General features: G+C 60.8%; 23 protein-coding genes. 7 read left to right on the top strand and 16 right to left on the bottom strand.

Going from position 1 to position 24,556, the window contains the following annotated elements:
- Positions 1-81: 81 nt before the first annotated feature.
- The 4 genes from RPG13_RS11130 to RPG13_RS11145 all read right to left on the bottom strand — a co-directional run bounded on the left by RPG13_RS11130 (position 82) and on the right by RPG13_RS11145 (position 4,796).
- Positions 82-936 (bottom strand): MBL fold metallo-hydrolase, encoded by an 855-nt coding sequence (locus RPG13_RS11130; RefSeq protein WP_095483623.1) that lies wholly within the window; start codon positions 934-936, stop codon positions 82-84.
- Between the two features lie 121 nt (positions 937-1,057).
- Positions 1,058-1,507, bottom strand: a complete 450-nt coding sequence (locus RPG13_RS11135) for a cyclic nucleotide-binding domain-containing protein (RefSeq protein ID WP_095483624.1) — start codon at positions 1,505-1,507, stop codon at positions 1,058-1,060.
- A gap of 191 nt (positions 1,508-1,698) precedes the next feature.
- Positions 1,699-4,413 (bottom strand): ABC transporter transmembrane domain-containing protein, encoded by a 2,715-nt coding sequence (locus RPG13_RS11140; RefSeq protein ID WP_095483625.1) that lies wholly within the window; start codon positions 4,411-4,413, stop codon positions 1,699-1,701.
- A 17-nt stretch (positions 4,414-4,430) separates the two neighbouring features.
- On the bottom strand, positions 4,431-4,796 hold the full coding sequence (locus RPG13_RS11145; RefSeq protein WP_126103587.1) for a hypothetical protein: 366 nt from the start codon (positions 4,794-4,796) through the stop codon (positions 4,431-4,433).
- 82 nt (positions 4,797-4,878) lie between these two features.
- Between RPG13_RS11145 and RPG13_RS11150 the strand changes: the two genes are divergently transcribed.
- Entirely contained in the window at positions 4,879-5,550 is a 672-nt protein-coding gene (locus tag RPG13_RS11150; protein WP_292713293.1) for a class I SAM-dependent methyltransferase, read from the top strand.
- 89 nt (positions 5,551-5,639) lie between these two features.
- Here RPG13_RS11150 and RPG13_RS11155 read toward each other — a convergent pair whose 3' ends face one another.
- The 6 genes from RPG13_RS11155 to RPG13_RS11180 form a co-directional block, all read right to left on the bottom strand.
- Complete coding sequence (locus RPG13_RS11155; RefSeq protein WP_095483627.1) at positions 5,640-6,836, bottom strand: glycosyltransferase family protein; 1,197 nt, start codon at positions 6,834-6,836, stop codon at positions 5,640-5,642.
- Entirely contained in the window at positions 6,833-8,077 is a 1,245-nt protein-coding gene (locus RPG13_RS11160; protein WP_337125027.1) for a glycosyltransferase, read from the bottom strand. Before RPG13_RS11160 ends, RPG13_RS11155 begins: the two co-directional genes overlap by 4 nt.
- Position 8,078: 1 nt before the next feature.
- Positions 8,079-9,293: a glycosyltransferase family protein gene (locus tag RPG13_RS11165; protein WP_095483629.1), complete on the bottom strand. Its 1,215-nt coding sequence runs from the start codon at positions 9,291-9,293 to the stop codon at positions 8,079-8,081.
- 1,209 nt (positions 9,294-10,502) lie between these two features.
- Positions 10,503-11,036, bottom strand: coding sequence for a DUF2147 domain-containing protein (locus RPG13_RS11170; protein WP_245458102.1), 534 nt, complete (start codon positions 11,034-11,036; stop codon positions 10,503-10,505).
- Entirely contained in the window at positions 11,033-12,127 is a 1,095-nt protein-coding gene (locus RPG13_RS11175) for an alkene reductase (protein WP_127289342.1), read from the bottom strand. The genes RPG13_RS11170 and RPG13_RS11175 overlap by 4 nt, the downstream gene beginning before the upstream one ends.
- A 62-nt stretch (positions 12,128-12,189) precedes the next feature.
- A complete protein-coding gene (locus tag RPG13_RS11180; protein ID WP_126103585.1) occupies positions 12,190-12,978 on the bottom strand; it encodes an SDR family NAD(P)-dependent oxidoreductase in 789 nt (262 codons plus the stop codon).
- A gap of 111 nt (positions 12,979-13,089) precedes the next feature.
- Here RPG13_RS11180 and RPG13_RS11185 point away from each other — a divergent pair, with 111 nt between their 5' ends.
- Positions 13,090-13,656, top strand: coding sequence for a TetR/AcrR family transcriptional regulator (locus RPG13_RS11185; RefSeq protein WP_126103584.1), 567 nt, complete (start codon positions 13,090-13,092; stop codon positions 13,654-13,656).
- A gap of 59 nt (positions 13,657-13,715) precedes the next feature.
- Here RPG13_RS11185 and RPG13_RS11190 read toward each other — a convergent pair whose 3' ends face one another.
- Positions 13,716-14,369 carry an iron-containing alcohol dehydrogenase gene (locus RPG13_RS11190; protein ID WP_126103583.1) on the bottom strand — a complete coding sequence of 218 codons (654 nt, stop codon included), beginning with the start codon at positions 14,367-14,369 and terminating at the stop codon, positions 13,716-13,718.
- 80 nt (positions 14,370-14,449) lie between these two features.
- Positions 14,450-15,691 (bottom strand): ROK family transcriptional regulator, encoded by a 1,242-nt coding sequence (locus tag RPG13_RS11195; RefSeq protein WP_095483635.1) that lies wholly within the window; start codon positions 15,689-15,691, stop codon positions 14,450-14,452.
- 223 nt (positions 15,692-15,914) lie between these two features.
- Here RPG13_RS11195 and RPG13_RS11200 point away from each other — a divergent pair, with 223 nt between their 5' ends.
- The 5 genes from RPG13_RS11200 to RPG13_RS11220 all read left to right on the top strand — a co-directional run bounded on the left by RPG13_RS11200 (position 15,915) and on the right by RPG13_RS11220 (position 20,839).
- Complete coding sequence (locus tag RPG13_RS11200) at positions 15,915-16,091, top strand: hypothetical protein (RefSeq protein ID WP_206437535.1); 177 nt, start codon at positions 15,915-15,917, stop codon at positions 16,089-16,091.
- Positions 16,088-17,683: an FGGY-family carbohydrate kinase gene (locus tag RPG13_RS11205; protein WP_337125028.1), complete on the top strand. Its 1,596-nt coding sequence runs from the start codon at positions 16,088-16,090 to the stop codon at positions 17,681-17,683. The genes RPG13_RS11200 and RPG13_RS11205 overlap by 4 nt, the downstream gene beginning before the upstream one ends.
- A gap of 198 nt (positions 17,684-17,881) precedes the next feature.
- A complete protein-coding gene (locus tag RPG13_RS11210; RefSeq protein WP_292622211.1) occupies positions 17,882-18,898 on the top strand; it encodes a substrate-binding domain-containing protein in 1,017 nt (338 codons plus the stop codon).
- A 133-nt stretch (positions 18,899-19,031) separates the two neighbouring features.
- Positions 19,032-20,018 carry an ABC transporter permease gene (locus tag RPG13_RS11215; RefSeq protein WP_095483639.1) on the top strand — a complete coding sequence of 329 codons (987 nt, stop codon included), beginning with the start codon at positions 19,032-19,034 and terminating at the stop codon, positions 20,016-20,018.
- Positions 20,018-20,839 carry an ATP-binding cassette domain-containing protein gene (locus RPG13_RS11220; RefSeq protein WP_095483640.1) on the top strand — a complete coding sequence of 274 codons (822 nt, stop codon included), beginning with the start codon at positions 20,018-20,020 and terminating at the stop codon, positions 20,837-20,839. Before RPG13_RS11215 ends, RPG13_RS11220 begins: the two co-directional genes overlap by 1 nt.
- A gap of 17 nt (positions 20,840-20,856) precedes the next feature.
- Here RPG13_RS11220 and RPG13_RS11225 read toward each other — a convergent pair whose 3' ends face one another.
- The 4 genes from RPG13_RS11225 to RPG13_RS11240 are packed head-to-tail and all read right to left on the bottom strand — an operon-like array spanning position 20,857 to position 24,545.
- Positions 20,857-21,585 (bottom strand): SDR family oxidoreductase, encoded by a 729-nt coding sequence (locus tag RPG13_RS11225; protein WP_337125029.1) that lies wholly within the window; start codon positions 21,583-21,585, stop codon positions 20,857-20,859.
- Positions 21,586-21,638: 53 nt separating this feature from the next.
- The gene (locus RPG13_RS11230) at positions 21,639-22,769 is read right to left on the bottom strand and encodes an ABC transporter ATP-binding protein (protein WP_127289350.1); all 1,131 of its coding nucleotides are present in this window, start codon (positions 22,767-22,769) and stop codon (positions 21,639-21,641) included.
- A 4-nt stretch (positions 22,770-22,773) separates the two neighbouring features.
- Positions 22,774-23,574 (bottom strand): carbohydrate ABC transporter permease, encoded by an 801-nt coding sequence (locus tag RPG13_RS11235; protein WP_292685704.1) that lies wholly within the window; start codon positions 23,572-23,574, stop codon positions 22,774-22,776.
- A gap of 32 nt (positions 23,575-23,606) precedes the next feature.
- Complete coding sequence (locus RPG13_RS11240; protein ID WP_095483991.1) at positions 23,607-24,545, bottom strand: carbohydrate ABC transporter permease; 939 nt, start codon at positions 24,543-24,545, stop codon at positions 23,607-23,609.
- Positions 24,546-24,556: the final 11 nt, after the last annotated feature.

Genomic DNA, 24,556 nt, shown 5'->3' on the forward strand with positions numbered 1-24,556 from the left:
CCTTGGGAATTGCGTCAAAACAAAGAGATAGAGCGGTTCGCCGTTTCTGTGAAACGGTGAACCGCTCTAGAGGAAAATAGCTCAGCGCTTTTTGCGCAATGAGACTGGAAATTTGAGCGTCTGGCCATCCCGCGCGGCAAAAGCGCCGGTAAACCTGTCTTTGGCCAGTTTCTCGATCTCGTCCAGGTCCTCGTCGGTTCGCGTCGGATCGTGGTGAAACAGCGCAAGCCCCCGCGCACCGGCCGCCTCACAGAGCTTGACGCCCTGTTGCCATGTCGAGTGCCCGTAACCGCGGCGGCGTTCCATTTCCTCCTCGGTGTAGGTGCAATCGTAAATGACGAGGTCGGCATCTTCGATCAGGGCGAGCACCGCCTGATCGAGCTTGTCCGGCTCGTGCTCAGTGTCTGTGATCACCGCCACGACGCGGCCGCCCCATTCGACCCGGTAGCCTATGCAGCCGCCCGGATGGATAAGACTGCCGGTTCGGACCACCACCCCTTCGCGCGGCCGAAGCACGTCTCCGGATACGAAATCGCGATAGTCGAGGCTTGCCTTGCAGATCTCCAGTTTCACCGGAAACCACGGCGGCCGCATGAACTCATCGACCATCTGCCGGGTCGTCATGTGTCCTGCAAGATGCCCGGACCAAAGCGTAACCTTGGCGCTCCGGTCATAGATCGGCGCAAAAGACGGCAACCCGATGATGTGATCGTAATGGCAATGGGTGAAAAGCAGGTCGAAATCGGTCACGGCCGACGCCTGAAGCGCCCCGCCGGCAGGCCGTAGGCCAGAGCCCGCGTCGAACAGAAGCGTATGCTTACCGCATCGCATCTCAATGCAGATTGTGTTGCCGCCATAGCGAGAGAATTCTGGCCCTGATACCGAAATGCTGCCGCGCACACCCCAAAACCTGACCAGGAAAACGTCGTCGTCCATGCTACCCCTTCGCCCATCTTAGCCAAACAACTGCTGCTATGCGAGACAGGCTTTCTCCGGGCGACCCTCTCAGCAAGAGGACAATGCCATCACGACGGCGAGGATCGAGCGCACGTCTTGGTTATTTGGCGCTTCGTGCGTCGATCAGATCCGCGGTCGTATGGCTTAGGCGATCGGCAAGAACCCGCAATATCTCGATGGTCATTTCCGGGAACTCCCTCATAAGCCTCAGGAAATGATCCTTACGGATTCTCAAGACTTCCAGCGGACTTGCCGCTCTGACGGTGGCAGTGCGGGAGCTGTTGCACAATATGGCGATCTCGCCAACAATCGAATTTGACTCCAGTTCGGCAACTTTTATCGGTCCGCTGTCGGAATCGACCAGAATATCCGCCCTGCCTGAAAGGATGACATAGGCGGCGTCTCCCTCGTCGCCCTGCCGGAAAAGGATCTGGCCGGCGCTGTAGCTCACACGATCGGATGTGAACGCAAGCAGCTTGAGCTTTGTCGGCTCGATGGCAGCGAACAAGGGAACGCGTTGCAGCATTCCAACTTCATCCTTGAGCAGCATTGTCGCAAACCTTCCCAATTCGCGTTTGCCAGACTAGACCAACGGACGCCCAGATGGAATCAATTCTGTTTCCGGGATGGCGAGACGAACCACGCGAATGGTAGCGAGCCCGGATCAGGTGCAAACCTCAATCCCTTGACCTTGCAACAAGTTCCCACCGGCAGAATGATCCCATCGGAATGTCCAAAGCTCTATGACAGCAGTTCCTTGAAGATACCGTTCCCTGCCAAAAGTGTCTCGTGTGTTCCGTCTTCCACCAAACGACCCGAGTCGAAGACGACAACGCGATCGAACATCATCGCCATTGCCGGATTCGTCACGACCCACACAATTGCCGGCGAATGGCCGTCGCGTCTGGCTTCCTCGAGCACGTTTCGCAGCACCTTATCCTGCATGCGCTGGTCGAGCGCCGACAGCGGCCGGTTGAGAATGAGAAAATCGGGACGCTTGATCAGGGCCCGGGCAACATCGAGCTTCTGTCGCTGTCCACCGGTCAGCCGCCTGCCACCGGAGCCGACGTTGAAGTCCAGGCCGACATCCAGAAGTTCGTCATAAAGCCCCAGTTCGTCAAGGATGTCATAGACGATAGACCGTATACGGTCCGGCGCGTCGGGATGGTTGGTGCCCACACGCCCGAACAGGACATTGTCCATGACGGTAGCCGCGGCAATGTATTTGGCAGGATCATATCGTTCGACTGCATTTTGCAGCTCGGGCGGCAGGTTTTCATAGAACTGGTTGCGTGCAGCGACGATCTTGCTCATGAGCTCGTCGCTCAGCAGGCCGAAGCGGTGCCGGGGCTCGATATAGTTAAAGCTCAAGGTGATGATCATGGCGCGGTCGTTCTCCGAAACCGCCTCGTAGGGACGGTTTTTGAGCCGTTGCAGCAAGCTTTCGTAGGCGGGTATCTCCTCGGCGCTCATGAAGGCGAGCTGCTGGAAGAACTGGTGATCGGGCGGCAGGTCGGCGAACAGCTCGATCGCCTGTTCGGCGATCTCCATGCCCATTTCGTAGAACGTGCGGTCGAGGCCGGCTTGCTTCAGCACAGAAGCAAAATAGGGATTGGCCGCCAGAGCCCTGTCGGCCAGTTCGGGGCCGGCGGCAGCGCCGAAGAGCAGGTTTTGGCCGATCGTTGCTTCCTTGTTGTACGCGCCCGGTTCGAAAGGAGCCACCAGTCCGCTCAGCCCTTCGTGTTCCAGCCGGGTTCGCAGCGCCGCACGCAGTTCGACGATCCGCCTGGCAAGCTCCGTGTGACGCGTGAGGTCGGCCGAAGAGCGCAAGCCAAGATCCAGAATGTCGCGCGACAGAACAACCGCGTCGAGCACCCGGCGCACGGCTTCAAAGAGGTCGTGCGGGCCGGTAGCGCCAGCGGAAGCATAGTTGATCCAGTCGCTGTGGATATCAAGCTCCGGATTGCCCGACCGACGCGCCTCGTCGATGTTCCAGCGGCGCTGGTCTGCCGCAGCACCCTCATAAGTCACCGATGTCAGCGGCGCGTGCTTCAACCCGTAGAGCAGGTTATCGCGGAGGCTTGCCTGGAACAGGAAAACATCCGACGAGGCATAGGACATGCGCCGGCCGGTCACTGCTTCGGGGAGTTCAAGCAGGTCGTCGGCGCCCGAAGCGACCCTTCCGCTGTCCGGCCGATTCAGCCGCGCGAAGGCTTCTGCAAGCGCCTCCGCTCCACCTGTTGTGGTGCTGACCAGCGCCACCGTCTCACCCGGCCTGACCTGGAGGGAGATACGATCGAGGAGCATTGCACCGCCATCGTCTGCCATGGACAGATTGATGGCCGACAGGGGGTTGGTCATCGGAGCGGGATCGTCGATCGCCAATGCCCCGATTGTCGGCGCAATGAGACCCTCGGCGGTAAACTGTTCAACGACCTGCTGATATTTGACCTGGACATCCTGCCGCGCCTGATCCCAATCGATCAGTTCCTTCATCGGTCCGGGCAGGTCCTTGTAGGCGCCGATCACGGCCACGAGCTGGCCGACGTCCAACCGCCCCTGGATGACCAGGTACCCGCCGATCATGTAGAACAAAAAGGGCGTGACCTGCGCGAGAAAATTGTTGAGGAACTTCACCATGAATTTCCATTGGTAAAGATCGAAGCGGATCTTAAAGATGAGCCCGAGCCGGGCAGCTATGTCGGCGCGCTCGTAGTTTGATGTATCGTGGACGTGAACCGCGCCGATGCCGTCGACGATTTCGCCAACCCGGCCCGAAAGCGCGCGCGCCGTCAACTGCCGCTCGCGCCCGAGCACGATCAGCCGCCGCCGCATTCGCGGGATAAGCACGATCTGGATCCCCACGATCACAGCCGCTATCATTCCGAGCCAGACGTTCTGAACCATGATGAACAGCATGGCCGTCAGCGCCTGGCCGCCGAGCAGCACCGGCTGCACGAAGGCATCGCCGATGAAGCCGCCCAGCGGCTCCACCTCGTCCTTCACCATGGTCGCCACTTCGGCGGATTTCACCCGCTTGAAGTAAACCGGCGGAAACCGCAGCACACGATCGACCAGATCGAAACGGATACGCCGCAGCATGCGTTCGCCGAGGCGGCCCTTGTAGGTGTTGATGTAGAGTTTGAACAGGCCGTTGATGATGACTAGCAAGAGAAACACAACGCTCAGGGCAAACAGCGTCTCCTTGCGGTCGAGCTGAAAACCGGAGAAGAACTGGACCTCTCCAATGAACGGCAAGTTATAGTGTAGCCTCATGAATGGCTGGGTCGCGCCCGGTTGCTCGAAGCCGCCACCTTGGATCGGGCCGTTGACGATCAGTTTCGGCAGGTCGAAGGACATGAAATACGGGATCATCGAAAGCACGACGATCATCAATATCCAGAGTTGCTGCTTCTTGGTGTGCGTCCAGATATAGCGGGCTAGGCTGGGTTCCATATGCGGCTGTGGACCCTTCAGTTGGAAAGATGCAGGATGTAAAAGCACCTGCTGGCGAATAGCATATCGGCGATTTCTTCGTCGCCAGCGGCAAGCTCGAAGCTGCAGTGCACGGAGATTGTCCTGCGCTCAACGATGGACGGAACCTGCGAGGCGGCGCGATCCAGTTCCGGCGCATGGTCGATGACAACGACGTGGGAATTGGCGATCAGCGAAGACTGCAGCTGGCCGAACGGTTCGCGGCTTCCGTAGGGTTTTGGCGAATAGCCGAGCGGCACGAGGCCCCGGCTGCGCGGCTGGTGCTGCCAGATGGACGCCGCTGCTCCGGACAGATGCAACAGGCTCTCTCCGGCACCGGGCAATGGCGAAGCAGCTTGCAGCATAATCACATCCGCGAATCAACAGCCTTGCGCGAGGCAAGATTGCGTTGTGTCGCCCGAAATCCCAACATACAAGGCGAATATGATGGATGTCACGCAACCACGCAATGCCGGCTTGGACTGGCACGAGCAAGCCTTGGACCTCACGCGCGGAATTGCCGCCTATGTCAACTGCCCTCTCGTGGCAGGGCTGGCGCGCGTCGTGACCAAGCATCCGAAGGCCGATATCGCCAACGCCTTCAACCACAAGCAGGTCGCCTGCAAGATGTGGGCGCTCGATAGGCTGTTCGAAAGCTGCGGCGGGCGGTTCGAGCGCATATGGGTTCTGGGTGGATGGTACGGCATATTGCCGGCAATGCTTTTCAACGACGCCCGCTTCGACATCGCGGCGGTCGATAGCATCGACATCGATCCCGAAGTCGCGCCGGTCGCCCGGACCCTCAACCGGGAAGCCGGCGACCGGTTCCGGGCGCTGACGGCAGATATGTACGCACTCGACTATGCGGCCGGGCGGCCCGACCTGACGGTCAATACGAGCTGCGAACACATAGCCGATCTGCGCGCCTGGCTTGCTCTGCTTCCGCGGGGCATGAATGTACTGCTACAATCGAACGATTATTTCAGCGAGCCAACGCACATCAACTGCGTGGCCTCACTTGCAGCCTTCGAAGCAATGGCGGCGCTACGGGAGGTGCGGTTCTCCGGCGAACTACCGACAAAAAATTATACGCGCTTCATGCTGATTGGAACTGTTTAATGCATTTCGCCCGCGTAGCGGTTTTGGGACAACGACGTGGATAAAAACAAGGACTTGAAGCGCGTCGCACGAACCTCGCCAGACGCGCGTTAGAATCCATCGTCTGTTTGATCATATACTTTTCCGAAACCGGGCCTCACTTTAAGGGACCAGGTTCGATACCGCTCACGCAGGATTTGCGCCGAGTGACGCGCGCCTTCCAGATCGAGACGATGCGCGGATGGCGTCGGTCCCACAAGCGCCTGTTCGATCGCTTGCGCCAAACCTTCAGGCGTCAGGTCATTTTCCATCAGCACCGTTGCAAGACCGAGTTCTTCGAGCATCAGGGCGCGAACCGTCTGTTCGGTTTCCCCGCCGGCTGCAAATGGAACGAGCAGGGAGCGACAACCCGCGCGCAGGACATCGCAGACCGTGTTGTAACCCGCCTGCGAGGCTGACAGGCGGGCGCCGGTCAGCAGGCTGGCGAAATCCTCGCGGAACCGGAAGATGGACAGGCCCGGCGTGGCATCGTGTGCGATCGCGTCAAACTCGTCTTTCGGCAGGTTTGGGCCGGTGATCAAACACCATTTCCAACCGTTGTTAGCATTCCGCGCCGCTGCGATGGTGGAGCTGACAAGGCTCTTTCCGGCAGCCCCGCCGCCAACCGACACCAGAACGTCGAAGCGCTCGGAGGTCGCGGGCGCTGGCGGCGCGGCAACGAGCCCTGTGTAGGTGACCTCGGTCCTGATCGCCCCAGCCAGTGGAAATGTCTTGTCGATGGTTGCGAAAGCCGGATCGCCGTGGACCATGACAAGGTCGAAATGCCTGTTGATGAGATCGACCGTTTCCTCGTTTCGGCCCGGCTTGACGCGCTCCTGAAGGATATCACGGACGGACGTCGCCAGCAGCGGTCTGGGCGATGTCGCGTCGATGGCCTCGATCAGCGGCAAGAGTTCGAAACGCATCTGCCGGCGTCCAAATGGAAACGCCTCGACAATGACAATATCAGGCCTGCAATCCCGGAATGCCTGCAGCAGCAGCTCCGAACGCCATTTCTTGAAATCATCATCGATGGGTTTGCCCTGCAGGTCGACGAGTCCGGAAAATCCTTCATCACCGGAGGTGACAGGTGGCAGGGTTACAGATTTTACACCCCGTCCCGGAAACCCCGCGATCGGCGCCCCGCCGGTCACGACGGTTACGTCAAACCCGTCATCGACCAGAGCCGCCGCAATGCGGCTGGCGCGCGCGAGATGGCCGATGCCGAGCAGGTGCTGGACATAGAAGAAAGCGCGCAGCCGCTTCATTCGGCGGCCCGCCACTCCCGCTCGAACAGTTCCTTGAGCTGTCCAATGCTTGCCATATGATCGAAATTGCCGCGCACGCGCCGCTCCGCGGCCTCGCCGAGGCGGGCGCGCAGCACGGGATCACGGATCAGGCGCTCCAGCGCCTGTGCCAGGGCAATTGGGTTTTCCGTCGGAACCAGCAGCCCGGTTTCATCCGGCGATAAGAGCTCCGGCACGCCGGAAATATCGGTCGACACGCAGGCAAGCCTCTGGCTGGCCGCCTCCACCAGAACATTCGGCAGACCGTCCCGGTCGCCATTTGCGGTGATCCTGCAGGCCAGGGCGAAGATGTCGGCGCCTCGGTAGTGCTCAAGCACCTCCTCCTGCGCAAGCGCGCCTTTCCAAGAGACGCGACCATCCAGTCCGAGCTTTTGCGCCAGCGCCTTGAGCCGTTCCAGTTCCTCGCCACCGCCGATATGCTCGAAACGCCACGCCAAATCACCAGACAAGAGGGCGAGGGCCTCCAGCAAGGTATCGTAACCTTTCTTTTCAACGGCGCGCCCGACACTCAAAACGATAACCGGTTCGTCCGGCGCCGAGCCATCATGCTGTTTTCGCGCCTCGCCGAAACTGCCGAAGCGATCAAGGTCGAGCCCATGATAGCTCAGATGCACAGAGGAGCTGCCGTTAGCGAGTTTTTTCAGACGGTCGAAGCCGGTTTTCGTGCAAGTGACTGTCCAGCGCGCCGAGGAAAGCTTGCCGGCCAGATCCCAGTCCGCCGAAGTCCAGATGTCCTTGGCATGGGCCGAGCAGCTCCAGGGCAGTCCACGAAGCTGGCTGGCATAGCGCGTCACCGATGCCGGCGTATGCGCGAAATGTGCATGCAGCCAGCCCGCGCCTTCCGGCCATTCGGCCGCCAGCACGAGCGCTTGCCCGAAGCGGCGCGCGCGATTGCGCGTAAAGTCGCGGGGGATATCGCTAGCCAGCGATCCGAGCGCGCGCCAGAAGCCCGGCCACAGCATACAGGCAAACAGCGAGCGAACCACGCGCAGCGGCTCTTCATGCAGATATTCCGGCAGATAGTGGACGAGCGCTTTGATCTCGTCATGCACGGGGTGGCGTTTTGAGTCGGTCGGCCGCCTGAGCGCGACGAGTATCAGGTCGAACCCCGCACGCTCCAGACCGAGCAGTTCCTGCGCGATGAAGGTTTCCGACAGCCGTGGATAGCCCTTCAGAACCACGACGATCTTGCGATGTTGCAACTCAGTTCATGCCTTCAATGACCGAAAGGTGATGGCCGGCCCGCCGGTCGAGCAGTTCCGCGACGATTTCGGAAATATGAGGCAGCCCTTCCAGCGTCAGATGCGGATTGCTCTGCGATGGGCGGGGCCGCTCCGGCAGCACCTTCAGTGCATTGGCAAACCGCTGGGAATCCTCGGCTTCTTCCGGCAAAAGCATCTCGATAAGGCCGAGTTCGGCTGCGCGCCGTGCGCGGATCAGTTGTTCCTCGCGGGGCGTGACGCGCGGCACGATCAGCGCCGGCTTGTCGAAAGATAGTATCTCGCAATAGGTGTTGTAACCGCCCATCGCCACTACCGCCTTGGCGCCGGCAATCAGGTCTTCCATGCGGTTGTCGAACTCGATCATCTTGATGTAGGGGATCTTGCACCCCTTCTTGAGCAGCTTGTTGCGCTTGCGCGCCGGCATGTAAGGCCCAAGCACGATCAGCGCCCTATGCTGCAATTGCGGATCCTGGTGATAGGCATCGATGACGTCGTGGATCAGGTCGGCGCCGTCACCGCCGCCACCGGTGGTAACGAGGATATAGTCGCCCTCGGGCCGGTGGCCGGGCAACTCGTTCCGCTGCAGGCTCCGTTGCAGGAACCCGACGAACCTCATCTTTGCCCTGATAGCCGGCGGCACATCCAAGCCAGTCAACGGATCGTAGAAATCCGGCGGACCATAGGCCCAGACCTTGTCGTAGAACAGGCCTATCTTGCGCATCACATCTTTGCGTGCCCACTCCGCTTCGAGCAGATGCGGCGCGTCCATCACCTCGCGCAGGCCAAGCACGAGCGTGGTGCCCCGCGTCTTGAGGTAGGACAGAGTGTCCTCAATCTCACCGCGCAGGCCGAGCGGTTCCTTGTCGACGATGAAGATATCCGGCCGGAAGGTCTCGGCGGTGTGGCGGATGATCGACTGGCGCATCCTTAGCGTCTCATGCAGATCGATATCCTTTTCCAGCGAGGTGTATTCGCCGTTGCGCAACTTGATGACGCTGGGGATCTTCACGAAGTCGACACGGGCGCGGTAGTCGAAGGCGCCAGCGATAGTCGCACCCGAAATGATAAGCACCTGAAGTCCGCGGAAATCCTCGACCAGCGAATGCGCGATTGTCCGGCAGCGCTGCAAGTGGCCGAGCCCGAACGTGTCGTGGCTGTACATGAGAATTCGAGCGTTTTGTACGTGATGGGTCATTGCTGAACGTCTTCTAGAATTCTCGCCTTGAGGACCGTAGGCGACCCCGCTTCGAAACCATCCTCGCGGGTCATCCACCGACCTGTTTGAAACATGAGGCCGCAATTTTCAATTTGTACTACCCAGGAGGTCCAAGGATGCCGCTCTTTTTGATCGTGTCTTCAAGCTGATCGTCGTCCGCTATACGACGTTCGACAATGTCGTCCAAGCTCATTAATCACCTCAAAGTTCGGGCTATTCAAGCCGCCGCGTGACAGCGCCTCGCGGCCGAAAGTGGCGCAAGCTATCACCAACTCGAAGGTATTCTGTGGAATGCCTGTTGGATAGGCTTTCTGATTGCCTGAGCCCGAAACTAGATGGAATGGCGAATATCGCCTCGGCAGGAGCGGGCCTAGATTCCGTATTATTGTCTTGGGGATGGATCGAAGGGAAACCCGGTGTCCCAAAGTTCGGCAGAAGCCATCCCTCTTGATTCCAATAAGCCCCGGTCTCTCCGAACTCCATTGGTTTCGGAGCGGTGAAGACGAATTCCGCTATCCTGCCAATATACCTAATTGCTTGATCGGCATACGAAACGACAAGGTCGCCGGGCGTCGCACGGCGCATATTGTTGTAGAACTCACTTCGCGCGCCATTGCTCTCGGTCTTGGGGGACCAAAGGTGCTGCCCATCAATCTCTTGATGGGCGGTCTGATTATGAATCACCCACCAGAACTGAGCCATCTATCACCCAGGCTAGCCGGAAATTCGGCAGGAATCGAGTGGATGCCAGCGCTCACAGCACACCGCCTGCAGTAGGATCTGTGCAACACCGGTTGCTTGTCGATCGCGATGGCTTCTGGCTAATGCCTTAGCTGGGGCGGTGACGGTGCTTTTCGAGACGGCTTGGGCGCTGCGTCGAACGCCGAAAGGTGCAAAAAAATCGGCCGATTGGCCCCGATAGTTGGCGAAATCTCAAAATATCTTTTTGTGGCGATTTTCCCTTTAAAATCAAGAGCGTAATTTTTTGTCAATGAGTTATATGCTGTTTGAACAATCGAATGGGAATGAGGGAGCGCGAATCTGGAATCCAGAAGATTGAGCTGGCCGCGTCGATCTCGATCAGTACATTGTCAGTCCGCACTGCTGGCTCCGGCATCTCGCTAAGCCGTTTTTCCTTTCTAAGAGGTTTTCTCTGGATCGAGCACTTTCCCTGTCGATCTCGGCCGCTTATTCCTGGCGCTGCCAAATCTGCGAACGACCCAGCAATGACACGCCTATGTAGCCGCGCACGTTTAGCTTCTTGCCGCCATCGGTCACGTAGATCTTGCTGCTATAGGTTTTGCCATTATCCGGATCGAGGATTTGGCCGCCGGTAAATCCGGCGCCATCCTTTTTCAGGCCGGACAGGATCACCAGGCCGACGACGGGCGCATTCTTGAGCGCGCCTTCGCACTTCGTACAGGTCGGGCTTTCGTTCGGGGCTAGGAAGACTTTCTCGATCTTGCCCTGCAAGCTCACATTCGCTTCCGTGATGCGGATCAGCGCCCTTGGTTTGCCGCTGACGTCGTCGACGTTCCTCCACAAACCGACTGGCGAGGCATTGTCCGCCCTCGCTGCCGAGGACGCGAGCGCGGCGACCACGGTGAGCGCGATAACGGCAGATTGTTTCAGAATACGCATTGCGATGTTCTCCGAGAGGATAAGGTGCTGCCGTCGAGTTGGGATGGCTGCCGCGCAGGCGCGGCGCTCCGATGGGCTCATGGGTGGCTTGAGGCGGCGATCGCGGGATAGTCGGTATAGCCGGCGGAGCCGCCGCCATAGAGCGTCGCCGGGTTGAACTCCGCCAGCGGCGCGCGCGTCCTCAGCCGTTCCACAAGGTCAGGATTGGCGATGAACGGGCGCCCGAAGGCGAACAGGTCCGCCTTGCCGTCGGCGAGCTGCGACGCAGCGAGGTCAAGGTCATAGCCGTTGTTGGCGATATAGGTGTTGTTGAAGCGCCGGCGGAGCGACCCGAAGTCGAACGGCGCGACATCGCGCGGTCCGCCCGTGGCGCCCTCGACGACATGGATGTAGACGATGCCCAAGGCGTCGAGTTGATCGACGATATAGTCGAACTGCGCCTGGGGGGCGCCGCTCGAGACGCCGTTGGCGGGCGAGATGGGCGAAATCCGGATGCCGGTACGCTCAGCGCCGATCTCCTCGACCACCGCAGCCGTAACGTCCAGCATCAGCCGGGCGCGGTTCTCGACCGATCCGCCATAAGCATCCGTGCGGACATTGGCGCCGTCCTTGGCGAATTGGTCCAGCAGATAGCCGTTGGCGCCGTGAATCTCGACGCCATCGAAGCCGGCCTCAATGGCGTTCGCGGCTGCTTGCCGGAAATCGTTGACGATCCCCGCAAGCTCGTCGAGCGCCAGCGCTCGGGGCTCCGAAACCTCGACGAAGCCGTTGTTCACGAACGTCTTGGTCGCGGCCCGGATCGCCGAGGGCGCGACGGGCGCGGCGCCATGCTCCTGAAGGTCGACGTGCGAGACGCGGCCGACATGCCAGAGCTGCAGGAAGATCCGGCCACCCTTGGTGTGCACGGCGTCGGTGACCTTGCGCCAGCCGTCGATCTGCGCCTGGGAGTAGATGCCGGGCGTGTCCTGGTAGCCCTGTCCCTGCTGCGAGATCTGCGTAGCCTCGGAAATCAGCAGGCCGGCCGACGCGCGCTGGCCGTAATACTCCGCGGCGAGATCGCCTGGAACGAAGCCTGGGCCAGCGCGATTGCGCGTCAGGGGCGCCATGACGATACGATTGGAGAGGGTCAGCGAGCCGAGAGTATAGGGCTCAAACAGCGTTTTGCTTGTCATAGGTCACCTTTGTTTTGTCCCCGCCGCGGCGGGGTCGTTTATCGAAGTGGCTGCGTTGGTGCTCAGGCGACCGTGCGGTACCGCTCGGCGGGATGTTCGTTCCGATAGTTCGGAAGCATGGCCTGGCGCGCGGCCTGAAGCGCGTCCCACTGCCCGGCATCGGGAAGCGGCGGAATAGTCACCGGTTCGCGGCGGTCGAAGCCGACCAGCGCCGCATCAACCAGATCGCCCACCTCCATCACGTTGGAAAGCGTGTTGATGTCGGCGCCGACGTGGTCCCAGATCTCCGTTCGCGTCGTGGCGGGAAGCACGGCTTGGACGTAGACACCCTTCGGCGCGAGCTCGAGGCTGAGCCCCTGCGACAGAAACAGCACGAAGGCTTTGGTTGCGCCGTAGACCGTCATGCCGAACTCCGGCGCCAGGCCGACCACGGAGCCGATGTTGACGATCGCTCCTTCGCCGGCCTTCGCAAGACGCGGGGCCATGGCGCTGGCAAGTCGCAAAAGTGCGGTCGTGTTGAGCGCAACGAGCCGCGCGACGTCGTCGGTGCCCTGCTCGATGAAGCTTCCGCCGATGGCCGTTCCGGCATTGTTGACGAGGATCCCGATGCGGGCGTCATCGCGCAGCCTCGTCTCCACCGTTGCAAGCTCGGTAGGCAGCGTAAGATCAGCCTGGATGATGTCGATCGCCACGCCATTTTCCTGACGCAGACGGGTCCCCAGAGCCTCCATTCGTGCCATGTCACGGGCAACCAGCACGAGGTCGTGCCCGCGGCGCGCGAAGCGCTCGGCATAGGCGGCTCCGATGCCGGTGGAGGCGCCGGTAATGAGGACTGACGGGATGGTGGTCATGGCATTGCTCTTTTCTCTGATGGAACCTATATTCATGACGATCATCATGATTGAAGTTAAATATGATAGCCATCATGTAAATGTCAACAGGGGTCCGGCGGAGAATTTGAAATGAAGGTCAGTCGAGAACAGATGGCGGAGAACCGTCGCCGAATTCTGGATGTCGCCAGCCGGCTGTTTCGCGACAAGGGGTTCGATGCAGTCAGCGTGGCGGAGGTGATGAAAGCCGCCGGGCTCACCCATGGCGGCTTCTATGGCCATTTCAGTTCGAAGGACGACCTGATCGCGCAGACCCTTGCCCATGTCCTCGCCCTGGACGCAGGTGGAGAGGGCGATCTTCGCGCATATGTCGATGCCTATCTTTCGCCCCGTCATCGCGATAATGCCGCCGGTGGTTGCCCAACGGCGGGCCTTGTTGCGGCCATCCGCCATCAGACCCCGGCTGCACGCTCGGCCATGACCGAAGGCCTTCGCTCGCAGATCGACCGTATCGGCAAGGCGCTCCCGGAGTTTGATGCGGCAGACAGACGCCGCGTGGCGATCGGAAGCTGGGCGGCGATGGTAGGAGCAGTGATTATCGCTCGGGCGATCGACGATCCCACGCTTTCGGATGAGGTGCTGGAACAGACACGTGCCTGGATCAATGCCGGGCTTGGTCAACAGTTTGCCTCTGCATGAAGCCGGGAGCCCTTAGTGTCGCCGCCACGGCCTGGCAGGCATAGCGAGCGACACGGACCTCACGAATGGGGCCTTCCATCCGCACTCCAAAAGACAGCGCTGGTTCTACGCGCCGCAGCCGGCAAGGCCGGCACCGACGCGCCGAGCAGGCCCACAGGTCGATCAGAGCGCGCTTCGAGAGATCGACAGAATGTCCTGGCTCCCGAGCGGCCGGGGTTGTTGTCGATCAGGCGCTTTATGGCAAAGGCCTCCTCGGCCCAGATCGGCAAATCTTGCCCCTGTGCGCCATGGCGCGACAGACGCATTTCGATGCCGAGCGCCTGGCAATAGTCCATGGCGCTCGTCAGAATGTCGTTGGCACGCGCACCGGCGCCGAGGCCCAGCATAGAGGCGACGCCAGCAGTCTTGTCTGGGCAGGCAGACGCGTTGAAGGCCAGCACGTGCGGGAAGATGATGGCGTTGGCCAGCCCATGGGGAAGCTTGAGCCGCGTGCCCAGAGGATAGGCCAAAGCATGGCCACCGGCGGTATTGACCGGCCCAAGCACACCCCACCGTAGTAAGAGGTCAGCATCATCCCGGCCCGCGCTTCGGTATCCGCCCCGTCGGCGACGGCGCGCCAGGTAGCGGCCCACCAGGTCGATGCCGAGGCGGGCATAGCCGTCGATCAGCGGATGAGCCTTGATATTGGTGTAGGTGCTGTCGTCATGCGGCAAGAAATGTGGGCGAGATGACTGTGCGCCAAGGAGTTCAGAAGGATCTTGTCGCGATGATCATGGGTGTCACTGAAACAGCGTCATCCAGAAATCATGCTGCTTTGTGAAAGTGGATTGGCGCGGTCGATGGAAAGTCGATCGATGAGTTCCTCCACTTTCCCGAGGCTGAAGATATCCTCAAGCGCCAAATAAGCAGCGCCAAAAAGCGCACTGTCCTTCTGCGGATTGGCAAGTACGATCTGCAACTCGCGCGTGGCAAGTGGAAGGCATCGCTGGTAGACAAGCTCGCGGATACCCGACAGCAGAAACTCTCCACCCTTGGCGAGTGTGCCGCCCACCACGATCAGGCTTGGGTTGAGAATACTGACGACATCGGAGGCGACTTCCCCGATCACCCGCCCAGCGCTGCGCAGCAGCATCAGGGCTTCCGGCTTCTGCATTTCGACAAGCGATATGACATCACGGGCGTTCTCCGCCTGGAAGCCTTTGCTCGAGAGGTCCCGGGCAATCGCCCAGCCACCGGCGCGGGCTTCGACACAACCGAGCTTGCCACAGCGGCACAAAGGCGCGTTCTCGGAATTGAACTGGATATGGCCGATGTCGCCGGCCGCGCCCTGAGCGCCACGAAAGATCCTGCCGCCTGCGATAATGCCGCTGCCGATACCCGTTCCCGCTTTGATGAAGAACATGTCATCCACATGCGGGAAATTCTGGCGATGCTCGTGGATCGCCATCAGGTTAACGTCATTTTCGACATAGATTGGCACATCGAAGCGACGGCGCAGCCAGCCTATGATGTCGAATTCATCCCACCCGTGAAGGACCGAAGGACCGACGACGCGACCGCGTTTGAAATCGACCGGCGTGGGCATGCTGAGGCTGACTCCAAAAAGGGAGCCGTGGCTGGTTCGGGCCTTCGCTGCCAGGACGTCGAACCCATCGGCAATCTGCTCAAGGGAAGCCGCCGGTCCGTCCGACGCGTTGAACGGTATTGTACTTTGCGAGACAATCGCGGGTTCGAGGTCCATGGCGGCGAGATGGATGTAGGCTTCGCCAATATTGGCGACGAGAAAGAAACCCGCCCGTTCATTGATCCCAAGCACGCGCGTCGGCCTCCCGCCACTCGGCATGGTGCGCGCCGTCTCGCGGATCAGGCCCGAGTCAATCAGCGCATTCAGGCGCTGGGTGACAGTCACTCGCGACAATCCCGACGCGTCGAGCAACGCCGACCGAGACGTGGCAGCACCGGTAGCAATAAGCGAGAGAATTTCACCGCTGTTCGCAAGGGCGGGATGCTCCGCCGTACCATTTGTCCTGGCCATTCCGCTCTTCCCTGTTTGCCCGAGATTTAGCCACAAACCCAAGGGAGATAAAGGCTTGTCCGCAAGAAAGCCTTGTATATTTTGAATAAAAATATACAATACTACGTTGACTTATAGACATATCTATGGCTAAGAGGACGCCTTCTGGGAGAACCAACAAACTTGCGTGGCTGACCCGCGCTGTTCCGACGTTTCTACGTCACTCGATCAAACGGGCCCTCACATGTTGTCAGCGCAGAAGGACTTCGCCCACCCGGATCTCCTGGCGAACGCCATTCGCGCGCTGTCAGTGGATGCAGTCGAGAACGCCACCAATCCCGTCTGGCCTGACCGTGATCGCGTCGTGCTCAGCAATGGCCACGGCTCGATGCTGCTCCAGGCAGTCGAGCAGGCGAGATGACCGCAACCTACGTCATCGGACTGGACTACGGCACCGGGTCAGCCCGCGGCGTTCTGCTTGACGCCGCAACCGGCGAGCAGATCGGCAGCCACACGCATGCCTATCGCCATGACGTCATGACGCAAAGCCTTCTTGACGGCACGCCCTTGCAGCGGTCATGGGCGTTGCAGAACGCCGCCGACTATCTCGATGCGGCGGAAGAAATTCTAGGTGTGTTGGGGCGCGGACGGGTCATCGAGTCGATCGGGCTGGGCTTCTCGGCAAGCTCCCCGATGCCGACCACCACCGAGGGCACAGCCCTCTCCGAACTTCATCCTGGCGAGCCCCATGCCTATGTAAAACTGTGGAAGCATCGCGCCGGGCAGCCCTACGCGGACGCGATCAACCGTGTCGGCGGATCCTTCCTGCGCAATTTCGGCGGCAAGCTTTCCGGGGAATGGCTGCTTCCAAAGGCCGCCCAGATCGCGGGCGAAGCACCGCACATATGGAGCGCGGCCGGCCGGTTTATCGAGTCCGGCGATTGGCTTGTCTGGCAGCTGACCGGCCGCGAAGTGCGAAGTCTGGGATTTGCAGCCTACAAGGCCCAGTATTCCGAGACTGAAGGCTATCCGCAGGGCATCGTGCCCGGCCTGTCCGAAAAGCTCTCGGTGCCGCACCGTATTGGCACGCCGGCTGGAAGCCTGTCTGAGGCATGGCGGGCGCGCACCGGAGTCGGCGGTCGCGCGATCGTCGCGGTGGCGGTCATTGATTCACACGTCGTGCTGCCCGCGGTTGGGGCCGTGTCGTCCGGCTGTCTCGTCGGTGCGCTCGGGACTTCGGCTGTCTATCTCTTGTTGAACGAACAGTTCCGTCCTTTGCCGCCCGGCATTGAAGGCGTGGCCAAGGATGGATCGGTTCGTGATCTCTGGTGCTACGAGGCCGGGCAGGCCGGGTTCGGCGACACGCTCGCCTGGTTCGTGAAGGCCTTTCCGCGTGGTGCCGACGAAGCAGAAAGTTTCCGTGTCTACAATCGCGAGGCGGCCGGGCTCGAACCCGGCGCTAACCATCTCGTAGCGCTCGACTGGTGGAACGGCAACCGCGTGCCGCTCGCGGATTCAGACCTCAGCGGCATGCTTGTCGGCCTCACCACCGAGACCACGGGCGTCGGCATCTACCGCGCACTGATCGAGTCACTGTGTTTTGGCGCTCGCACGGTGGTCGACCTCTTCGAGGCCGGCGATTTTGCTATCAACCGCGTGATCCTGACGAGCGGGCTGGCTCAGAACAATCCATTGCTGGTGCAGATCATGGCCGACGTGCTGGGGCGTGTCGTAGAGGTTCCAAGCATTGCCCATGCAACGGCCGTCGGCGCGGCGGTCCATGGTGCGGTCGCGGCCGAACTGGTGAACGGTTTCGCCGAGGGCACGGCCCGGTTCGGCGCGCGCACCTTCACGCCCTATCGGCCCCGTCGCGAAAGCGCGGCCGCCTACCGGTCTCTCTACAAGAATTATCGGCAGCTCAGCGACAGCCAGGCCGTGCGCAAGGCCATGCACGATCTGAACAGGGCGGCGTCTCTCGACCGGCCGGCGGAAGAAACGAAATCGGTGGCCTGAAAGGACGATTGCCACCCGTCGATTTCTGTTGCGGAATCGCATCCTCGTCATGCAGAGCGCGCCCTGAGGCGCGGCTAACACCTACAATAATGTATAAAAACATACATAATTATGGATATAATGTTTGACGGTATGCAAAACGTATGCGTTACTCAGTGGGCCTTTGGGAGAAGGGTTCAACAACTCGGGAGGAGTTTCATGTCCACTTTGCCTATGTCGACCGGCACCAAATCCGGAACCGTCGTGAGATCAACCGTTGCGGGCCTTGTGTTCTTCGGGACTGCCTTTGCAGTGACCGCCCATGCCTCGGCCGAGGAAGTCATTGTTGGCCTCGTCACCAAGACGGAGGTCAACCCGTTCTTTGTAAAAATGCGTCAGGCTGCCGAAGAGGCGGCCAAGGCCAAGGGCGTCAAGTTGATCGCCCGCGCCGGCAAGTTCGACGGCGACAATGAAGGCCAGGTCACTGCGATCGAGGATCTGATCAGCGCGGGCGCCAAAGGCATATTGGTGACGCCGAACAATTCGACCGGCATGCTGGGTGTCATCAAGAAGGCGCGCGATGCAGGGGTCCTCGTGATCGCGCTCGATACCGCGACCGAGCCGGCCGATGCCGTCGACGCGACGTTTGCCACGGACAATTTCGAGGCCGGCGTGGAGCAGGGCGCCTATGCCCGCAAGGCGCTCGGCGACAAGAAGCCGGTGCTTGCCATGCTCGATGGAACGCCTGGCGGCACGGTCGATACGTTCCGGCACAATGGATATCTGAAGGGCTTCGGGCTCGCCGAAGGTGATCCGGCTATTGCCGGCTCGGCCATTACCAACGGTGCGCAGGACAAGGGCCAGGTCGGCATGGAAAACCTGCTCTCGAAGAATGGCGAGATCAATGCCGTCTACACCATCAACGAGCCAGCCGCCGCCGGCGCCTACGCGGCGTTGAAATCCTTCGGCAAAGAGGCCGATGTCATGCTGACCTCGATCGACGGCGGCTGTGCCGGCGTTCGCGACGTCAAAGCCGGCAAGATCGCCGCGACCGTCATGCAGTTCCCCTACAAGATGGCGGCCATGGGTGTCGATGCGGTCGTGGACTATGCGACCAACGGCAAGAAGCCGAGTGGGTTCGTCAATACGGGGTCGTTCCTGATCACCGACAAGCCGGTTGAAGGGATTGACTCCAAGGATACCGAATGGGGCCTCAAGAACTGCTGGGGCGACTGATTTCTGAATCCTCCCGGCGGGACCATGCTGGACAGGCCGTCGATAAGGCGGTGTATCTGTATCGGCATGGTCCCGTTCGTTTCCGGCCCAACCCTTGAGGTCGGGAAACGTGGCGACCGTTCCAGAGGGCACTATGAATTCGGCATCAGCACTCTCTTTCGGCAGGATGTCTAAGATTGCCGCGAGGTTCGTCGGCACGCCATCGGTTGGTCCACTGCTTGTACTGCTCGCTTTCGGCCTGATCTTTTCCCTGACCAATCCGCGTTTTCTCGCCACACAAAACCTGTCGATCATTCTCCAGCAGACGGTGATCATCGGTACCTTGGCCATTGGCCAAACCTTGATCATCCTGACGGCCGGCATCGACCTCGCAGTGGGGGCGATATGCGTATTGGGCACCATCCTTGCCGGAAAACTGGCCAACAGCGGCTATGATCCGATTGCGGCCATGGGCTTGGCCGTTCTCGCCTGCTCGGCGGCCGGTGTCGCGGCTGGAAGCCTGATCAGCGGTCTGCGCCTGCCGCCCTTCATCGTGACGCTCGGTATATTGGGCATCATCACCGCCGCGCTCAGGCTGATTTCGGCGGGCGGGGCATTTCCGGTCACCGACGAATTTCTCGGCTGGACGGGAAACACCGTCCGCCTGAACGGCTTCATCGTCACCTACGGCGTCATCATCATGCTCCTCCTCTATGGAATGGTCTGGTTCCTTCTCAACCAGACCCAATGGGGGCGACATGTCTACGCGGTCGGCAACAATCCGGAAGCCGCCAGGCTTGTCGGCATACCGGTCGGCCGACTTCTCCTCTCGGTCTACGTCCTTGCGGCGTTCATTTATGGGATCGCGGCCTGGCTGGCGCTCGGCCGGATCCCCAACGCCGACCCCAATGCATTGCAGACCGCCAATCTCGATTCCATCACCGCCGTCGTCATCGGCGGCACCAGCCTGTTCGGTGGCCGGGGCGGATTGATCGGCACACTGATAGGCGCGCTGATCGTCGGCGTCCTGCGCAACGGGCTGACGCTCGCCGGCATTGATCCGCTCTGGCAGGATCTGGTCACAGGCATTCTCGTGATCGTGGCGGTCGCGCTAGATCAATTGACCAGAGGGAGGCGGTGATGACGCCTGTCGAGCCGAGAGAGCCGGTGGCGACCGCTCCAGTTGGCGTCGTCCTCGAAGCGCGCAACGTGATCAAACGCTACGGGCACATCACCGCTCTCGACGGTGTCGATTTCGAACTGCGCTCCGGCGAAATCCTGGCGGTCGTCGGCGACAACGGCGCTGGAAAGAGCTCGCTGATCAAGGCGCTGACCGGAGCGATCGTCCCTGACAACGGCGACATCCTGCTGGACGGCCAACCCGTCCACTTCAAGGGTCCGCTGGACGCACGCAAGCTGGGCATCGAGACGGTCTACCAGGATCTCGCCGTTGCGGCCGCGCTCGATATCGCCAGCAATCTGTTTCTGGGTCGGGAACGCCGCCGCCCCGGATTCCTCGGCAATGTCCTGCGCATGCTCGACAAGAAGGGCATGCGAGCAGAGGCAGAACGCAGCATGGCGGAACTGAAATTCCGCCTGCCGTCGATCGGCAGCGCCGTGGAAGCGCTGTCAGGCGGTCAGCGTCAGGGCGTCGCTGTTGCCAGAGCGGCACTATTCGCCAAGAAGCTTGCGATCATGGATGAGCCCACAGCAGCACTCGGCGTGCGGGAAACTGGCCAGGTTCTCGACCTGATCCAGGCAATCCGGCAGCGTGGACTGCCGGTAGTCCTGATCAGCCACAACATGCCGAACGTCTTCGAAATCGCCGACCGCATCCACATCATGCGGCTCGGCAAACGTGCGGCCGTGGTCAGTCCGAAAACCCACACCATGGCCGATGTCGTCGCCATCATGACCGGCGCGGCGAAGTTCGAAGAACCGGCAGCATCAGCTTCTCGGTAGGACCGCCGTCATAGGCCTCATCGGCAGGTATAGCCGCCATCGATGGGTAGCGACACGCCGGTGATCATCGAGGCCGTATCGCTGAGCAGGAACACGATCGGGCCGGCGATTTCGTCCTCTGTTGCCCACCGGCCGAGCGGCATCTGCTTCAGGAACGGTTCGGCGACATGCGGCTGGCTCCAGTGGCCGGATGAGATTGGTGTCATGACGACCGTTGGATTAACGCTATTGACCCGAATTCCGTATTTGCCCAACTCCAAGGCCGAACAGCGCGTGATGTTTTCGAGCGCCGCCTTTGAAGAGCCGTAGGAAATGTGCCCCTCGAGCGCGATGAGCGCTGCCTGGCTGGAGACGTTGACGATCGCGCCGCCCTTGCCGATGCGCACCATTTGCTGCGTTGCATATTTGGTGACCAACAACGCGCCACGCGCATTGATGGTGATGGCCTTGTCGAAAATCGCGATGTCGGTGTCCATGGGCGTTGCGATCTCGCCGCCGAAGCCGCCGCAATTGACCACTCCCCAGAGTTCGAGGCCTTCCAGGGCAGTTCGGATATCGTCTTCCGAGGCAAGGTCGAAGGTCACAGTGCGGCAGCCCGTCTCCTTTGCGATCGCAACGAGCGCTTCGCGGGAGCGTCCGGCCGCGATGACGTTGGCGTTTGCACGCACCAGGTGCCGCACGGTGGCGCCACCGATACCGCCGCTGCCCCCCGTCACCAGAATCTTTCTACCCTGAAAATCCGTCATGATTTCCTCCTAGCCCCTGTTTGAAGTCTTGCGCTGGTGCCGCGGCAGCCCGATCAGTTGACACGCTCCTTGAGCAGGACGCGTTCCGCATGCGCGGCGGCCGCATTGGAAATTCTGTCTCCGGCCTCGTTGAAAAGGTGGCAGACGTCAGCCGGCAGCGTGATTGCGATGCGTTCGCCCGCCCGCACGATCCGGCCTCGGCTGTCACGAATGATCAGGCTTTCCTCGCGTTCATTGGCATGTATGAATGTGTCGCTGCCAAGCAGTTCGACCATGGAAGCCTGCACGACATGGGCATCGGCCTGTCCGTGGCCCGCAAGCACGACATGTTCCGGCCGAATGCCCAGCGTAACGCGATCGCCGGGCTCGACATGCCGCTCGACCGGAATGTCTAGTACCGATCCCCAGGAAAGAGCCACGGTCACGACCATCTCGCGAATGGCAGCAACCTTGCCGTTCAGGAAATTCATCGCCGGCGAACCAATGAATCCGGCAACGAACAAATTGGCTGGCCGATGGTAAAGCTCGAGCGGTGTGCCGACCTGTTCGATGCGCCCGCCATTCATCACCACGATGCGGTCGGCAAGCGTCATGGCTTCCACCTGGTCGTGCGTGACGTAGACCATGGTGGATGCCAGTTCAGCCTTCAGCCGCGCGATCTCCACCCGCATGCCGACACGCAATGCCGCGTCGAGATTGGAAAGTGGCTCGTCGAGCAGGAAGAGTTTCGGCTTGCGTGTCATGGCGCGGCCGATCGCGACACGCTGGCGCTGTCCGCCGGAAAGCTCTCGTGGCTTGCGCTTAAGATAGGAACCGAGCCGCAGTTTCTCGGCAGCACGCCTTACGCGTTCAACGATTTCGGCGGCGGGCGTCCGTGCGATCTTCAGGCCGAAACCGATGTTGCGGCCGACATCCATGTGCGGATAGAGCGCGTAGGACTGGAACACCATGGCCACGCCTCTTGCCGGTGGCTCGGCACCGCTCATATCCGCGCCATCGATCAGGATACGGCCGGAGCTGATCGGCTCCAGCCCGGCGATGATCCGAAGCAGTGTGGACTTGCCGCAGCCCGACGGTCCCACCAGGACGCAGAACTCGCCGTCCTCGATTGTCAGCGACAGTTCCGGAATGACGGTCGTATTGCCGAAGGCCTTGGTGACTTTGTCGATCGAAAGCGTTGCCATGGGTCTAGCCTTTGACCGCACCGGCGAGCAGGCCCCGCACGAAGGCGCGCTGCACCAGCACATAAAGGAGGATGAGGGGAAGTGCGATGAGCGTAAGGATTGCGAAGAGGGCGCCGGGATTGGCCATATAGAGGCCGGAGTACTGCATGGGCACGATGGTGAGCGTCTTCATCTCGCTCTTAGTGAGAACGATGAGGGCGAGGAAGAACTCGTTCCACGTCACGATGAACTGCCAGATCGTGACGAAGACCAGGGCCGGCCGCACCAGCGGCAAGGCCACGTGCCAATAGGTTTGCCAGGCGTTGCAGCCATCTACCCGCGCCGCCTCGAAGAGTTCACGCGGGGCATCTTCCATGAAGGACTTGAGGATGACCATGGCAAACGGCACGCCGAGCGCCGCGTAGGGCAGGATGAGTCCGATATAGGTGTTCACCCAGCCGAAATTCTGAAGGAGGATGGCGAGCGGCAGGACCATGGAGGCGAGCGGAACCATCAAGGTCGTGAGCAGCGTAGTGTAGAGGAAGATCGAGCCCTTCAGCCTCAGGATTGCGCAGGCGAAGGCGAACAGCGAGGAGACCGCGACCACGATCACCACTGTCGCAACCGTGATGATCAGGCTGTTCAGAAAAATGGCCCCCAGCGGATTGTCGCGAATGACGGTGACGAAGTTGTCGAAGGTCACCGGCCAGGTGAAGAGCTCTGCGTCGAAGGCCTGAGCCGGGGTGCGCAGCCCGATCGACAGCATGTAGATCTGGGGCACCATCCAGAAGCCGAGCACGATGAAGAGGACGGCATGGATGAGCATGCCGCGGATTCGGAGGCGGCTGAGGGGCATCATCACGGATGCTGCCTTGCCGCGGGCGTCAGGCGGGCGCCCAGCGCTGCGATCTGGATCAGCGAGAGGGTGAGCGCGATGACCAGCACGATGACGGAGAGCGCGGCCCCGCTGCCTGTGTCGCCCAGCACGAAGCTCTGCTTGAAGATGAATGTGCCGAAGACCTCGCTGGCCCGGTTCGGTCCGCCGCCGGTCATCAGGTGCACGATGGGGAAGGTCTGCAATGTGCCGATAACGCCCAGGAGCAGCAGGGATTTCGTTGCAGGGGCAAGCATCGGCACGATCACATGCACGGCAAGCCGCCAGCCCTTCGCTCCGTCTATGCGGGCGGCATCGAGCACTTCGCTGGGCAGGTTGGCGATGCCGGCGATGTACATGAGCATCGAGAAGCCGGTCCATTGCCAGATGTTGACGATGATCAGCGCATAGATCGCCGTCTCCGGGTCGCCGATCGGTGACGTCGCCATGACGATGCCGACGCGCTTCAAATACTCCTGGGCAATGCCATAGTAGGGCGCGTAAATTTGCACCCAAACCAGGCTGATGACCGAAACCGAGGTCACCACGGGCAGGAAGAACATGGTGCGAAAGAAGCCGCGAAGGGCGTGGGTATGGCGCTCGATGAAATAGGCGAGCAGCCCGCCAATCAGCATCTGCACCGGTATGGTGATGACGCCCCACAGAAACATGTTGCGCACCACGGTCCAGAAGGTCGGATCGCCGAGAACCGTCCTGTAGTTGGCAAGTCCGGCAAAGACCGCTCCGGCGCTTGTGCCGACATAGAGGCTCTGCCCGGCGACCCAGAGAATCGGATAGGCGATGAAGACGACAAACAGAAGCGTCGCCGGAAGCACGAAAAGATAGAGCCGCGAAGCTCTGGATGCCGATCGCCGCCCGACCTTCGCGATGGTGGATCCGGCTCGCATAGCTTCTGTGCTCATGATGCTTGCCA

Source organism: Mesorhizobium sp. ISC15 (genome assembly GCF_037162615.1).
Taxonomy (GTDB): domain Bacteria; phylum Pseudomonadota; class Alphaproteobacteria; order Rhizobiales; family Rhizobiaceae; genus Mesorhizobium; species Mesorhizobium mediterraneum.